General features: G+C 75.2%; 13 protein-coding genes. 3 read left to right on the top strand and 10 right to left on the bottom strand.

Annotated features, from left to right (window positions below; genetic code table 11):
- Positions 1–41: 41 nt before the first annotated feature.
- From FIC82_RS11875 to FIC82_RS11885, 3 genes are all read left to right on the top strand, one after another.
- Complete coding sequence (locus FIC82_RS11875; RefSeq protein ID WP_154798691.1) at positions 42–1,022, top strand: threonine ammonia-lyase; 981 nt, start codon at positions 42–44, stop codon at positions 1,020–1,022.
- 69 nt (positions 1,023–1,091) lie between these two features.
- Positions 1,092–1,712, top strand: a complete 621-nt coding sequence (locus FIC82_RS11880) for an L-threonylcarbamoyladenylate synthase (protein ID WP_154798692.1) — start codon at positions 1,092–1,094, stop codon at positions 1,710–1,712.
- Between the two features lie 90 nt (positions 1,713–1,802).
- The gene (locus FIC82_RS11885) at positions 1,803–3,224 is read left to right on the top strand and encodes a UTP--glucose-1-phosphate uridylyltransferase (protein WP_154798693.1); all 1,422 of its coding nucleotides are present in this window, start codon (positions 1,803–1,805) and stop codon (positions 3,222–3,224) included.
- Positions 3,225–3,365: 141 nt separating this feature from the next.
- On the opposite strand, the gene FIC82_RS11890 is transcribed toward FIC82_RS11885, so the two are convergent.
- The 10 genes from FIC82_RS11890 to FIC82_RS11940 all read right to left on the bottom strand — a co-directional run bounded on the left by FIC82_RS11890 (position 3,366) and on the right by FIC82_RS11940 (position 13,137).
- Complete coding sequence (locus FIC82_RS11890) at positions 3,366–4,022, bottom strand: YigZ family protein (RefSeq protein ID WP_253691088.1); 657 nt, start codon at positions 4,020–4,022, stop codon at positions 3,366–3,368.
- A gap of 143 nt (positions 4,023–4,165) precedes the next feature.
- Entirely contained in the window at positions 4,166–5,614 is a 1,449-nt protein-coding gene (gene argG / locus FIC82_RS11895; protein ID WP_154798694.1) for an argininosuccinate synthase, read from the bottom strand.
- Positions 5,615–6,382: 768 nt separating this feature from the next.
- Entirely contained in the window at positions 6,383–6,871 is a 489-nt protein-coding gene (locus FIC82_RS11905) for a VOC family protein (protein ID WP_154798695.1), read from the bottom strand.
- Between the two features lie 168 nt (positions 6,872–7,039).
- Positions 7,040–7,618, bottom strand: a complete 579-nt coding sequence (locus FIC82_RS11910; RefSeq protein ID WP_154798696.1) for a Dps family protein — start codon at positions 7,616–7,618, stop codon at positions 7,040–7,042.
- A 103-nt stretch (positions 7,619–7,721) separates the two neighbouring features.
- Positions 7,722–8,249 carry a hypothetical protein gene (locus FIC82_RS11915; protein ID WP_154798697.1) on the bottom strand — a complete coding sequence of 176 codons (528 nt, stop codon included), beginning with the start codon at positions 8,247–8,249 and terminating at the stop codon, positions 7,722–7,724.
- Between the two features lie 23 nt (positions 8,250–8,272).
- Entirely contained in the window at positions 8,273–9,631 is a 1,359-nt protein-coding gene (locus FIC82_RS11920) for a DUF58 domain-containing protein (protein WP_154798698.1), read from the bottom strand.
- Positions 9,628–10,635, bottom strand: coding sequence for an AAA family ATPase (locus tag FIC82_RS11925; protein WP_154798699.1), 1,008 nt, complete (start codon positions 10,633–10,635; stop codon positions 9,628–9,630). The genes FIC82_RS11920 and FIC82_RS11925 overlap by 4 nt, the downstream gene beginning before the upstream one ends.
- Entirely contained in the window at positions 10,632–11,177 is a 546-nt protein-coding gene (locus tag FIC82_RS11930) for a hypothetical protein (RefSeq protein ID WP_154798700.1), read from the bottom strand. Before FIC82_RS11930 ends, FIC82_RS11925 begins: the two co-directional genes overlap by 4 nt.
- Positions 11,174–11,971 (bottom strand): DUF4129 domain-containing protein, encoded by a 798-nt coding sequence (locus FIC82_RS11935; protein ID WP_154798701.1) that lies wholly within the window; start codon positions 11,969–11,971, stop codon positions 11,174–11,176. Before FIC82_RS11935 ends, FIC82_RS11930 begins: the two co-directional genes overlap by 4 nt.
- Positions 11,968–13,137: a DUF3866 family protein gene (locus tag FIC82_RS11940; protein ID WP_168731788.1), complete on the bottom strand. Its 1,170-nt coding sequence runs from the start codon at positions 13,135–13,137 to the stop codon at positions 11,968–11,970. Before FIC82_RS11940 ends, FIC82_RS11935 begins: the two co-directional genes overlap by 4 nt.
- Between the last annotated feature and the right edge of the window lie 19 nt (positions 13,138–13,156).

A 13,156-nucleotide genomic window follows, 5' to 3' on the forward strand; every position in this document is an offset into this window, starting at 1 on the left:
AGGCATTGGACCTATGGGACGACGCGCGGCACCGTAGACGGATGGCCCCCGCAGACCTCGCCCCGCCCACGATGCGCGACATCCTCGACGCCCGCCGCCTCCTCGCCGGCCACCTCGACCCCACGCCCGCGCGCACCTACGCCGCGCTCGACCACGCCACCGGGGCGAACCTCGTCGTCAAGCACGAGAACCTCCAGCCCACCGGCGCGTTCAAGGTCCGCGGCGCCCTCAACCTCCTCCTGCGCCTCGCCCCCGACGAGCGCACCCGCGGCGTCACGGCGTTCTCCACCGGCAACCACGCCCAGGCCGTCGCCCACGCCGCCCGCGCCACCGCGACCCCCTGCACGATCGTCATGCCCACCGACCCCAACCCCACCAAGGCCGACGCCGTCCGCGACCTCGGCGCCCACCTCGTCCTCGCGGGCGCCACGTTCGACGACGCGCGCGAGCACGCCACGGCGCTCGCGGCCGGCGACGGCTCCCGGCTCGTCAGCGCCGCCAACGAGCCGCTGCTCGTCGCCGGCGTCGCGACCGCCTACCTCGAGCTGCTGGAACGCGCGCCCGACCTCGACGTGCTCGTGGTCCCGGTGGGCGGGGGCAGCGGCGCCGCGGCCGCGTGCCTCGTCGCCCACGCCCTCGCGCCCGACCTCGAGGTCGTCGCCGTGCAGTCCGCCGCCTCGCCCGCCGCGCACGACTCGTGGCACGCCGGGACGCTCCTCGCGCGGCCCAACGCCTCGCGCGCCGAAGGCCTCGCCACGGGCACCGGGTTCGCGCTCACCCAGGCGGTGCTGCGCGAGCACCTCGCCGACTTCGTCCTCGTCGGCGACGACGCCATCGACCGCGCGGCGGCGCTGTACCTGACCGCCGCGCACACCGTCGCCGAGGGCGCGGGCGCCGCGGCGCTCGCAGCAGTCCTGGCCGACCCGGACCGGTTCGCGGGTCGCCGGGTCGGGGTCGTGTGCTCGGGGGGCAACGCGAGCCCGGCGGAGCTGCGCCGGGTGGCCGCGCACCTGCCGGGATAGGCGGGTTGCGGTCGCGGCACGCCGGGTGCGAGCACCAGGCCCTCGCGGGGACGGGCCTAGGCTCGGAGCATGGCCCGCTACCTCGACGTCCACCCCGACAACCCGCAGCCGCGCGCGATCGCGCAGGTCGTCGCCCTCCTCGAGGACGGCGGGCTCGTCGCCTACCCGACCGACTCCGGCTACGCGCTGGGCTGCCGCATGGACGACCGGGAGGGCGCCGACCGCATCCGCCGGATCCGCCACCTCGACGACCGGCACCACTTCACGCTCGTGTGCGCCGACTTCGCACAGCTCGGCCACTTCGTCATGGTCGACAACTCCGCGTTCCGCTCCATCAAGGCCGCCACACCCGGCCCGTACACGTTCATCCTGCGCGCGACGTCCGAGGTCCCGCGGCGACTCGCCCACCCCAAGAAGAAGACGGTGGGCGTGCGCATCCCCGACGACACCGTCGCGCAGGCCATCGTCGCCGCGCTCGGCGAGCCCATCCTGTCGAGCTCGCTCATCCTCCCCGGCTCGGCCGAAGCCCTCACCGACGGGTGGGCGATCAAGGAAGAGCTCGACCACGTCGTCGACGCCGTCGTGGACGGCGGCGAGCGGGGCAGCGCGCCCACGACGGTCGTCGACTTCTCCGACGGCGCCCCCGAGGTCGTGCGCGTCGGCGCGGGCGACCCCTCCCGCTTCGAGTAGCCCCGGTCGGCGTGTGACCCGTGTCTCACCCGCCTGCGGCGTGCTCCCGCCACCCTGCCCCGGGACACTCCCCGCCCCTACGATCGGGGCATGAGCAGCCAGGGCCTCACCCAGTCCACCGACCGCATGCGCGACGCCGGAGTCGCCCCCGCCGCCATCGACGTCTTCACCCGCTTCTACCGGCTCCTCGAGTCCGGCGCGACCGGCATGATTCCCGAGTCCGACGTCGAACCCCTCACCGACGTCACCCACCGCGACGCGCTCGACGTCCCCGACGACGCCGCCCGCGACGCCCTCCAGCGCACCGCGATCATCAAGCTCAACGGCGGACTCGGCACCTCCATGGGCATGGACCGCGCCAAGTCCCTCCTCACCGTGCGCGACGCCGACCCGCAGCGGCCCGACAGCGGCCCCCTCACCTTCCTCGACGTCATCGTCGCCCAGGTCCGCGCCGCCCGGCACGCCACCGGAGCACCCCTGCCGCTGCTCCTCATGAACTCGTTCCGCACCCAGGGCGACACCCTCGCCGCGCTCGCCCCGCACGACGACCTCGCGGTAGGCGACCTCCCCCTCGACTTCCTGCAGAACCGCGAGCCCAAGCTCCTCGCGAGCGACCTCACGCCCGTCGACTGGCCCGCCGACCCCGAGCTCGAGTGGTGCCCGCCCGGACACGGTGACCTGTACACCGCCCTGTTCGCCTCCGGCGCGCTGCGCGCGCTGCTCGACGCCGGGTACCGGTACGCCAGCGTCTCCAACTCCGACAACCTCGGCGCCGCCCCCGACGCCGCCATGGCCGGCTGGTTCGCCGCCAGCGGCGCCCCCTTCGCCGCCGAGGTCGCCCGCCGCACCCCCGCCGACCGCAAGGGCGGTCACCTCGTCGTGCGCCGCAGCGACGGCCGCCTCGTCCTGCGCGAGACCGCGCAGACCCCGCAGGACGACCAGGACGCCGCCGCCGACATCAGCCGCCACCGGTACTTCAACACCAACAACCTCTGGTTCTCCCTCGAGGCGCTCGCGGCCGAGCTCGACCGCACCGGCGGTGTGCTCGAGCTCCCGCTCATCAAGAACACCAAGACCGTCGACCCGACCGACCCGTCGTCGCCCGAGGTCGTGCAGATCGAGTCCGCCATGGGCGCCGCCGTCGAGGTGTTCGACGGCGCCGTCGCCATCGAGGTGGGCCGCGACCGCTTCCTGCCCGTCAAGACGACGAACGACCTCCTCGTCCTGCGCTCCGACGTCTACGACCTCGACGACCGCTACCGGTTCGTCGCCCGGACCGACGCGCCGCTCGTCGACCTCGACCCGGCGTACTACAAGACCATCGCCGCGTTCGACGCCCGGTTCGACGACGGCACCCCGTCCCTGCGCGCGGCGCGGTCGCTCACGGTCCGGGGGGACTGGACCTTCGGCTCCGGCGTCACCGTGACCGGCGACGCCGAGCTCGCCGACCCGGGCGGCTCCTCGCGCGTCCCCGACGGCGCCGTCGTCGGCCCGGACGGGGTCAGCGACTGACGACAGGCAGAGCCCCTGTTCCCCTGACGACGGTCCTCCGACCAGGCGATCCCGGCGGGTCGAACAGGTGGTCCGGGCTCGTCCGGCGACTCGGACGAGCCCGGACCACCTGCTCGGCGCTGGACGGTGGCCGCCGCAGGGTCAGGCGGGGAGGTCGACGACGCGGTCGGTGTGGCGGCGGGCGGTGAGGGTGCCGGACGAGGTGGCGGCGAGGTCGGCGTCGAACCGGTCGAGCTCGGCCGGCGGGACGAGGACGGTGAACTGCGCCTCGGCACGGTAGGCGACGTCGTCGAGGGTGCCGTCGTGCTGAGCGGCCCAGTCCCGCAGGATGCCGTGGAGGCGACCCGCGTCGGCGTGGGGGACGTCGACGTGCACCTCGGTGAGCACCGCGCGGCGTACCGGGCGCGCGACGTCGAGCGCCTCGCTCACCGCGGACGAGTACGCGCGCACGAGACCGCCCGCGCCGAGCAGCACGCCGCCGAAGTAGCGCGTGACGACGGCGACGACGTCGGTGACCCGGCGGTGCCGCAGCACCTCGAGCATGGGGACGCCCGCGGTGCCGGACGGCTCGCCGTCGTCGGTGGAGCGCTGCTGGTCCGCGTGGGTGCCGACGACGAGCGCGACGCAGTGGTGCCGCGCGTCCCAGTGCTCCTTGCGGATCCGGGCGATCACGGCGTCCGCGTCCGCGACGGACGCGACGGGGGAGAGGTGCGCGAGGAACCGGGACTTCTTGACGACGAGCTCGTGGTCGACCGGTCCGGCGATCGTCCCCCACAGCCCACCGGTTCCCGCGCTCACCCCTGGAGCCTATCGGCGGCCCCGGTCGCCCCGGCCCACCCGCGAGAGAGCGACCTGCCGCCGAGATAGCGACGCGCGACGGTGGGAGCCGTCGTTCCGTGCGGTACGTCGCTCTCTCGGCGGGTGGGCCGGGGCGAGTCGGGTCAGTCCGTGCCGGACTCCATGGCGGCGCGGTCGAGGAGCGCGTCGTCGCCCTCGGCCATGCCGCGCGAGGCGATGACCTCGGCGCCGCCCTCGGGCATCGCGCCGATGAGCTCGGTCGACGCGCCCGGCGTCGCCCCGATGAGCGCGGCGTGCGTGGTGCCGACGATCCCGATGCCGGCGTACTGCTCGAGCTTGGCCCGCGAGTCGGCGATGTCGAGGTTGCGCATCGTGAGCTGGCCGATCCGGTCCATGGGGCCGAACGCGGAGTCCTCGGTGCGCTCCATCGAGAGCTTGTCCGGGTGGTAGCTGAACGCGGGCCCGGTGGTGTCGAGGATCGAGTAGTCCTCGCCGCGGCGCAGGCGCAGCGTGACCTCGCCCGTGACGGCGGTGCTGACCCAGCGCTGGAGCGACTCGCGGATCATGAGCGCCTGCGGGTCGAGCCAGCGGCCCTCGTACATGAGGCGGCCGAGGCGGCGGCCCTCGGTGTGGTACTGCGCGAGCGTGTCCTCGTTGTGGATCGCGTTGACGAGGCGCTCGTACGCGGCGTGCAGCAGGGCCATGCCGGGAGCCTCGTAGATCCCGCGGCTCTTGGCCTCGATGATGCGGTTCTCGATCTGGTCGGACATGCCGAGACCGTGGCGGCCGCCGATCGCGTTGGCCTCGTTCACCAGGTCGACGGCGGACTCGAACTCGCGCCCGTCGATCGTCACCGGGCGGCCCTGGACGAAGCCGATGGTCACGTCCTCGGTCGCGATCTCGACGGAGGGGTCCCAGAACCGCACGCCCATGATGGGGTCGACGGTCTCGATGCCCGTGTCGAGGTGCTCCAGCGTCTTCGCCTCGTGCGTCGCGCCCCAGATGTTCGCGTCCGTCGAGTACGCCTTCTCGGTGCTGTCGCGGTAGGGGAGGTCGTGGGCGAGCAGCCACTCCGACATCTCCTTGCGGCCGCCGAGCTCGGCGACGAAGTCGGCGTCGAGCCACGGCTTGTAGATGCGCAGCGCGGGGTTGGCGAGCAGGCCGTAGCGGTAGAACCGCTCGATGTCGTTGCCCTTGAACGTCGAGCCGTCGCCCCAGATCTGCACGTCGTCCTCGTGCATCGCGCGCACCAGCAGGGTGCCGGTGACGGCGCGGCCCAGGGGAGTGGTGTTGAAGTACGCGCGCCCGCCCGAGCGGATGTGGAACGCACCGCACGCCAGGGCTGCGAGGCCCTCCTCGACGAGCGCCGCGCGGCAGTCGACCAGGCGCGCGACCTCGGCGCCGTACGCCGTCGCGCGGCCGGGGACCGACGCGATGTCGGGCTCGTCGTACTGGCCGATGTCGGCGGTGTAGGTGCAGGGAACGGCGCCCTTGTCGCGCATCCAGGCGACGGCGACAGACGTGTCGAGGCCGCCGGAGAACGCGATCCCGACGCGCTCGCCGACGGGGAGGGAGGTGAGAACCTTGGACATGGTCAAAGTATGCGCGAAACTGCATAGGTATTCAATCTCGCGGCGCAGCGGGATGTCTCGGGCACGCGCGTCCGCGCGTCGGATCATGAAAAGTGTGCCAAGCGCTACGGTCGTCCCGTGACCACCCACGACCTCACCGCACCCCAGGGCAGCCCCGACGACGAACCTGACGGCGGTGCGCGAGCCGGCGCCACCGCGGACGGCGTCGCACGCGGGACGGAAGCCTCGCGCTACCCGCGCCCGACGGTCTCGCTCGACGAGGCCGAGTGGGTGTGGCGCACGCTCGCGACGGAGGCGATGGTGGAGTCGGCGAAACCGGAGACCGTGCGGCTCGCCGTGATCGCCGGGCTCACGCGCGCGACCGGCGCTCGGTACGGCGACCTGCTGCGGTGCACGGCGGACGCGATCGACCTCGGTCCCGTGACGGCGCGCGCGGGGGAGGGGAGGGTCGTCCTCACGCACGGCAAGCACCGCACGGTGCGCGAGCACGTGCTCAGCGCGAGCGTCGTCGTGGTGCTGCGGCGCTGGATGGCCGTGCGCGAGGTGCTCGCGGCGGACCTCGAAGGGTCGGTCCCGCGCGCGCTGCTGCTCACGGTGCACCACACGCACGACAACGGCGTGACGGTCTCCAGCGGGCTGCCGATCACGAAGCAGGGGCTCGTGCTCTCGTGGCGGCGGTTCGTGCACCGGACCAACGCCCGCTACGGCGCGGTGCGGGCGCCGCTCCCGACGCGCTTCGAGCAGGTTCGGCGCGCGTGGGTCGAGGCGTCAGCGCCCGCCGGCAGCGGGATCGTGGCCGGCCCCGGGCTCGGTGACGACGCCGGGCGGGACGCCCTCCTCGCCGCCGAGCTCCTGGAAAAGGGTGACGTGGAGGCCGGCGGGGGCGTCGAGCCGTGAGTTGAGCGAGCCCCACGGGGTGCGCGTCGGGGGAGCGACGAGCGCGGCTCCGGCCTCGACCGCGCGGTCGGTGGCGACCCGGGCGTCGTCCACCTCGAACGCGACCCGCAGGCGGCCGGCCACCTGGCGCCCGACCTCCACGTCGTCGATCGCCCGCTTGTGCGCGGGGTTGGCGATCTCGAGCGTCGCGTGCCCGACGTCGAGGATCGCGACCCGGTCGTCCTCGCCGTCGGCGTAGGCGATGCGCTCCGGGAGGCCGAGGACGTCGCGGTAGAAGGCGAGGGCGGCGTCGTAGTCGTCGGCCTCCACGACGAGGCGGAGCTGGCGGACGGCGGGGCGCGGCAGGCTCTCGTCGGTCATCGAACCACCCTATGCGCTGTTCCTTCGTGCAAAATAGTGTGCCAAGCACTCCCAGAACCGCCACCGACACGGTCGGCTCACCAGACAGCCTCGAAGAACGGCGGACCCCGCCACGCGCGCCGTGGCGGGGTCCGGCGCGCGTGGCGGCAGGAGCGAGGGGGTTCCCGGTCAGGGCTGGCCGGCCGCCGCCTGCTCGGCCTTGCGGGCCGCGCCGGTCTCGGTGCGTGCCCCGTCGGTGGAGAGCTCACCGCCGGTCGACTCGAGGTGGGCGCGGACGAACCAGTGGAACAGCTCCAGGTCGTGCAGGTGCCCGATGAGCAGGTCGTTCGTCACGTCGTCGAGCTCCTCGGTCGCGGCCGCGGCCTCGCGGTGGGCCGTGATGACCCCGACGTACACCTCGTCGAGCGCCCCGAGGTGGGCGATGGTCGAGGCGCGGCCGAGGGAGTAGTCCTCCCAGGTCCGCCCGGCGACGAGCGCGCCGGGCGTGCCCTGCGGGGAGACACCGAGCGTCGCGATGCGTTCGGCGATCGCGTCGACCATCGCGCGGACGGCGTCGACCTGCGGGTCGATCATCTCGTGCACCGCGATGAAGTGCGGCCCGACGACGTTCCAGTGGATGTGCTTGAGCGTGAGCTGCAGGTCGTTGAGCGCGTGCAGGCGCTCCTGGAGGATCCCGGCGACCTTCGCCCCTTCCTCGGGGGTGAGCGACGGGACGGTGTACTTCGGCAGGTCGGAGCGAGCGGCCATGGGTGCCTCCTCGGGTCGGGTGCGGACGCCGCCGCGGCGGCGGACGACATCGAGCGCCGTCCTCGCCATGGTCGTGCGGACGGGGGCCGCTCGCAGGGCGAGGTCAGTCCCGGGGCGACACGAGCAGGACGACGCCCAGCACGGCGAGCCCGCCGATCGCGGTCGCGACGGCGGACGAGACGTCCCCTTCCGTGATCCCCCGGACCGCGAGCGCGACCCCCAGGAGTGCGGCCTGGAGCACCACGACCCGGCGGAGGTCCGGCAGGAGCGCGCGCAGCTCGGCGCGGGCCTCGGGCGGTACGTGGTCCGACCACCATGCCGCGCGCAGCACCAGGTGGCCGAGCGGGAGGAGCACGAGGACGACGGGGTCGAAGGGCCCGGAGCCCTCGAGGAGCAGCACGAGCCCGCCGAGGAGGACGAGCAGGTGCGGCACGGGTGGGGCGGGCAGGTACGCGGTGACGACCCCGAGGCCGATCGCCGCGCCCCAGACGAACGACGGCGCAAGCCCGGTCGTCTGGAGAGACGCGCCGGCGTACCCGGTCGCGAGCGCGAGCAGGGCGACGCGTGGCCACGATCCCGCGAAGGTGCGCCCGGTCTCGACCTCGAGGCGGGGACGGGGCCCGGCGGTCACGACCTCGCGTCGGACGAGACGCCTCATCGGGCGCCTCCCGTCGTCACGCCCGACCGTCCGGCGTCCTGCCGGTCGAGACGCCGTGCAGCGAGCTCGAGCGTTCCGCGGGCGCCGTCGGCTCCGGGGACGTCGTCGTGCCAGCGCACGACGACGACGCCGCGTGCGCGCAGGTCGTGGACGCGGTCGTCGCGCTCGTGGCGTGTGATGTCCCAGGCGGTCGCGACGTGGTCGTCGACCTCGGCGAGGGAGACGGGGGGCAGGACGTCGACGACGACGACCACGTGCCCGGTGTCGTGCCACTGGTGGGCGAGGCGGGGTGCCTCGTCGTCGAGGAGGGTCGAGAAGAGGTAGACGGCGGCGCCGGCGGGGACCTGGGGCGGGCGGTGGCGGGCGGAGGGGTCGCCGACGGGTCGCGCGAGGGCGAGGCCGTGGAGGATGCGGCGCAGGTGGCGTCGTCCGCCTCCCGGCCGGACTGGTCGAGCGAGGCGGCCGAGGTCGTCGAGGGCGACGCGGTCGCCGTCGGCGAGGACGGCTTGGGCGACGGAGGCGGCGGCGTGGCGGGCGAGGTCGAGGGACGTGGCCTCGTCGGGCCGTTGGGCGCCGACGCCGTTCCACGTGGCGAGGTCGGGGGCGACCTCGTCGCGGGAGTCGACGACGAGCACGACGGTGGCCTCCGCGGTCCCGAAGGTCCGGCGGACGTAGAGGGTGTCGAGGGTGGGGGAGCGGCGGGCGGTGGCGCGCCAGTCGATGCGGCGGAGCCGGTCGCCGGGGCGGAAGGCGTCGACGTCGCGCAGCTCGGTGCCGTCGCCGGGGCGCCGGGAGGTGTGGGGGCCTGAGAGTCCGCGCAGGCGCGAGGAGAGGGGCAGGCGTCCGAGCGGGGTCGGGTGGGGCAGGACGAGGCGGCGTGGGCCGGTGGCGACGCGGGGGACCTGCTCCTCCACGCCGTCGGGACCGTAGGCGGCGTAGTCGACGCGGAGGGTGTCGGTGATGCCGGTACGGGCGGAGGGCGCGTGCCAGGTGAGCTCGCGGTCTCCGCGGGTCGCGTCGACGAGGCGTTCGGTGACCAGGCCTCCGGGCGCGACCCCGCGCAGGCGCAGGAGCTCGACCCCCGGCGGGACGGCGGCGACGCTGCGCGCGCTGAGCGTGCCCGGCGCGGAGTCGGTGTCGAGGACGACGCGCAGGGTGACGGGTCCGTGGGGGCGGCGGGTCCAGCCCCAGGTGGCGCTGAGGAGCGGCGCGAGCCCGAGGAGGGCGGCGTCGGGGCGGCGGAAGAGGACGCCGAGGGCGAGGAGCGTGGTGCCGAGGAGGACGCCGGCGCCGAGGTGGACGGTGGTGCGCCAGCGGGGCGCGTCCGTGTCGCGTCCCGCCGTGGGGGTGCTCATCCGCGAGCGCCGACGGTGGCGGGGCCGGGGACGGTCTGGAGGATCCCGGCGACGACGGTCTCGGGGCGCAGGTCGGCGGCCCAGGCGCCGGGGGTGAGGGTGAGGCGGTGGGCGAGCACGGGGACGGCGACGCGCTTGACGTCCTCGGGCAGGACGACGTCGCGTCCGTCGAGGACGGCGACGCCGCGCGCGAGGAGGGCGAGGTTCTGGGACCCGCGGGGGGAGGCTCCGACCTCGAGGTCGCGGTGGGTGCGGGTGGCGGCGGCGAGGTCGACGCAGTAGGCGATGACGTCGGGGTGGACGTCGACCTGCTCGACGGCGTCCTGCATGGCGAGGACGGTGTCGCGGTCGACGACCTGGCGGACGACGGGGTCGTCGTGGCGGCGGGCGATGCGGCGGGTGAGGACCTCGCGTTCCTCGTCGCGTCCGGGGTACCCGACGGAGAGCCGCACCATGAAGCGGTCGAGCTGTGCCTCGGGGAGCGGGTAGGTGCCTTCGTGCTCGACGGGGTTGGACGTGGCGACGACGTGGAAGGGGCGGGGCAGGACGTGGGTGGTGCCTTCGACGGTGACCTGGCGCTCGGCCATGGACTCGAGGAGCGCGGACTGCGTCTTGGGGGCGGTGCGGTTGATCTCGTCGGCGAGCAGCAGCCCGGTGAAGACGGGTCCGGGCCGGAACTCGAAGGTCCGGGTGGCGGGGTCGTACACGGAGGATCCGGTGACGTCGGAGGGCAGGAGGTCGGGGGTGCACTGGAGGCGGGTGAAGTCGAGCCCGAGGGCGCGGGCGAGGCTGCGCGCGGCGAGGGTCTTGCCGAGCCCGGGGACGTCCTCGAAGAGGACGTGGCCGCCGGCGAGGACGGTGGCGAGCGCGAGGGTGAGGGGTTCGCGGGCGCCGACGACGGCGGTCGCGACCTCGTCGAGGACGGCGCGGCCGTGCGCGGCGACGGTGGGGACGTCGAGGGCGGTGGGGGTCCCGGCGGCGCGGGGGGTGGGGTCGGCGGTCATCGGGGTGTCCCTCCGTCGGGGCGGTCCGGGGTGGTGGGGGTCTGGTCGAGCCGGTCGAACGCCGTGAGCCAGGTGTCGAGCTCGGTGGGCGTGGGGAGGCGCCCGTCGGTGACGAGGTCGTGGACGGTGCGGGCGGCCCGGGGGCCGAGGAGCCCTGCGACGTCGGTCGCGGCGTCCGGGTCGGCGAGGTCGTCGATCCCGTGGTGGGCGAGGCGTCGCTCCGTGAGGTGGCGCACCCGGCGGGCGGCGGTGGCCGTGACCCGTCCGTCGCGTCCCAGGACGGACCAGCCGAGGTCGGAGACGTCGCGTCGGTTGCCGTCGCGGCGCACGGCCGGGAGGCGGGGCCACACGGTGTCTCCGGCGTACCCGGTGCGGTGCCACAGCAGCACGCCCGCGATGCCGAGCGCGGTGAGCATGAGGGTGTGCGCGGGCGAGGACCCGATCAGCGTGAGGGCGGTGCCGAGCCCGACGGCGACGAGGGCCGCGAGCAGGGCGCGCCGGTCGGCGGGGCGCAGGCGGTCCCAGCGTTCGCGCGCCCTCATGCCCGTGCCTCGTCGTGCGGGGGGACGTCGCTCGGCGCCGGCGCGGCGGTGGTCGGGGTGCCGGGGGGTGGCGCGAGGTCGGCGCCGATCCGGGCGAGCGCGCCGCGGGCAGCCTCCAGGTCGCGCTCGCCGAGCGGCGTCTCGCCGAACCGGGCGCGGTGGTAGAGGCCGCGCAGCGTCGCGACCGCGTCGGCGTCGACCCGGGTGCTCGCGAGGACCGCGGTCGTGAACTCGGTCGGGGTCTGTGCCGGGTCGCGCCGGGTCCCCGCCCGTTCCGCGGCGCGTTCGAGTGCGACCCACGCGGCGACGACGGCGTCGTGCGGGTCGGCGTCCGGTGCGCGGAGGTCGTCGTGGGCCTTCTCGACCGCGTCGCGCAGCTCTGGCACGACGGGGTCCTCGGCCGCGTGGACGGAGACGTCGCCCGGCGGTGCCGTGAGGAGCTCGCGTCGTCGTCGGCGCACGAGCAGGTGCGGGAGGTACCGGCGCGCCAGCACGACGAGGACGACGACCACGACCGCGACGAGGACCCACAGGAGGTAGGTGTCGAACGACATCCCGGTCGCGTCCCATGGGAGCTCGAGCTCGTCCGGCGCGGTGTTGACGTCCTCGGGGGGTGGCGTCGACGTCGGGGGGTCGGCCGGGTCCTGCGTGAGGTCGTCGAGCCACGCGGGCGCTTCCCAGCCCCACGGCGCCCCGACGGCTGCGGCGAGCACGGCCGCGAGCGCCAGCGCGGTGACGGCGGCGAAGCGTGCCGGTCCGGGCCGGTGGTGGTCCTCCCCCTGCGGTGCGGTCATGCGGGTCGCAGCGACTCTGCGTGGATGCCGGCGACGGCGGCGGCGACGAACGCGGCGGGGTCGGTGTCGAGGCCGCGGCCCATGGTGGACAGCCGGACGGGGACGTCGTGGAGCGCGGCGAGGAGGGCGGGGTCGGCGGGGACGTCGACGAGGTGGTGGCGCCCGGTGGGGGCGGCGAGGGTCGCGGCCTGCTCGGCGACGCGGCGCGCGAGGTCGGGTCCCCACCCGGGCAGGTTCTCGACGTCGGGCGCGGGGACGGGCACCGGGACGTCGCTCGCGGCGAGGGCGACACGGCCGTACGCGGTGAGGGAGTGGTGGGAGACGCCGAGGTGGCGGTCGCGGGCGTCGGCGCCGGAGACGCGCAGGGACGCGACGGGGCGTCCGCCCAGGGCGGCGACGGCGTTGAGGGCCTCTCCCGCGGCGACGCCGGAGAAGCCCCAGCGGGTGCCGGTGCCGAGGTTGCCGGGGCCCTGGGCGACGACGACGAGGTCGGCGCCGGTGACGTGGCGGGCCGCGAGGAGCCCGGTGTGCACGGTGACGGCCTCGAGGTCGCCGCCGAACGCCTGCCCGACGGTGAGGCACGTGTCGATCCAGCCGGTGTCGCGCAGGGTGGCGACGGTGCGGGAGAACGCGGCGGGCAGGGCGCCGCCGTCCGTCATGACGTAGGCGACACGGGGTGCGGGGCGGCCCGCGAGCGCCGCGGCGTGCCGGGCGCCGGTGACGACGGCGGGCAGGGCGGAGTGGAGGTCGGCGACGACGACGGGGGTGCCGGCGAGGTCGTCGGCGTCGCGGAGGGTGTCGTGGTGGGGGGACTCCTGCTCGTCGACGCCGAGGACGAGTGCCTGGAGGGGGGTGTAGCGGGCCTTGACGAGGTGCCCGGGGCCGGGTGCGGGGTCGGGCGGGAGCGGGGTGCCGGGCTGGGCGGGGCCGACGACGAGGGCGTACCCGCCGGTGCCGAGCCCGCGCGCGAGGGCGGAGACGTTGAGGAGCACGTGCTCGCCGGGGGCGGGGGTGCCGACGAGCTGGGTGTACGCGAGGGCGCGCACGGTCGCGTCGGGGTCGTCGTCGCGCCCGGGGAGGGGGTCGTGGAGCCGCACGTGCAGCTCCTGGGCGCCGGTCCAGGCCTTCGCGTGCGACACCACGGTCGCGGTCCGCCACGTGATCACGCGGCACACCCTATCGACC

It is taken from the genome of Cellulosimicrobium protaetiae, from assembly GCF_009708005.2.
Classification (GTDB): Bacteria; Actinomycetota; Actinomycetes; order Actinomycetales; family Cellulomonadaceae; genus Cellulosimicrobium; species Cellulosimicrobium protaetiae.

Bases quoted from the DNA above. Each gene is read 5' to 3' on its own strand.
- FIC82_RS11905 (WP_154798695.1), bottom strand. From the start codon at position 6,871: ATGACCGACGAGAGCCTGCCGCGCCCCGCCGTCCGCCAGCTCCGCCTC.
- FIC82_RS11885 (WP_154798693.1), top strand. From the start codon at position 1,803: ATGAGCAGCCAGGGCCTCACCCAGTCCACCGACCGCATGCGCGACGCC.
- argG (WP_154798694.1), bottom strand. From the start codon at position 5,614: ATGTCCAAGGTTCTCACCTCCCTCCCCGTCGGCGAGCGCGTCGGGATC.
- FIC82_RS11925 (WP_154798699.1), bottom strand. From the start codon at position 10,635: ATGACCGCCGACCCCACCCCCCGCGCCGCCGGGACCCCCACCGCCCTC.
- FIC82_RS11935 (WP_154798701.1), bottom strand. From the start codon at position 11,971: ATGACCGCACCGCAGGGGGAGGACCACCACCGGCCCGGACCGGCACGC.
- FIC82_RS11880 (WP_154798692.1), top strand. From the start codon at position 1,092: ATGGCCCGCTACCTCGACGTCCACCCCGACAACCCGCAGCCGCGCGCG.
- FIC82_RS11910 (WP_154798696.1), bottom strand. From the start codon at position 7,618: ATGGCCGCTCGCTCCGACCTGCCGAAGTACACCGTCCCGTCGCTCACC.
- FIC82_RS11875 (WP_154798691.1), top strand. From the start codon at position 42: ATGGCCCCCGCAGACCTCGCCCCGCCCACGATGCGCGACATCCTCGAC.
- FIC82_RS11920 (WP_154798698.1), bottom strand. From the start codon at position 9,631: ATGAGCACCCCCACGGCGGGACGCGACACGGACGCGCCCCGCTGGCGC.
- FIC82_RS11930 (WP_154798700.1), bottom strand. From the start codon at position 11,177: ATGAGGGCGCGCGAACGCTGGGACCGCCTGCGCCCCGCCGACCGGCGC.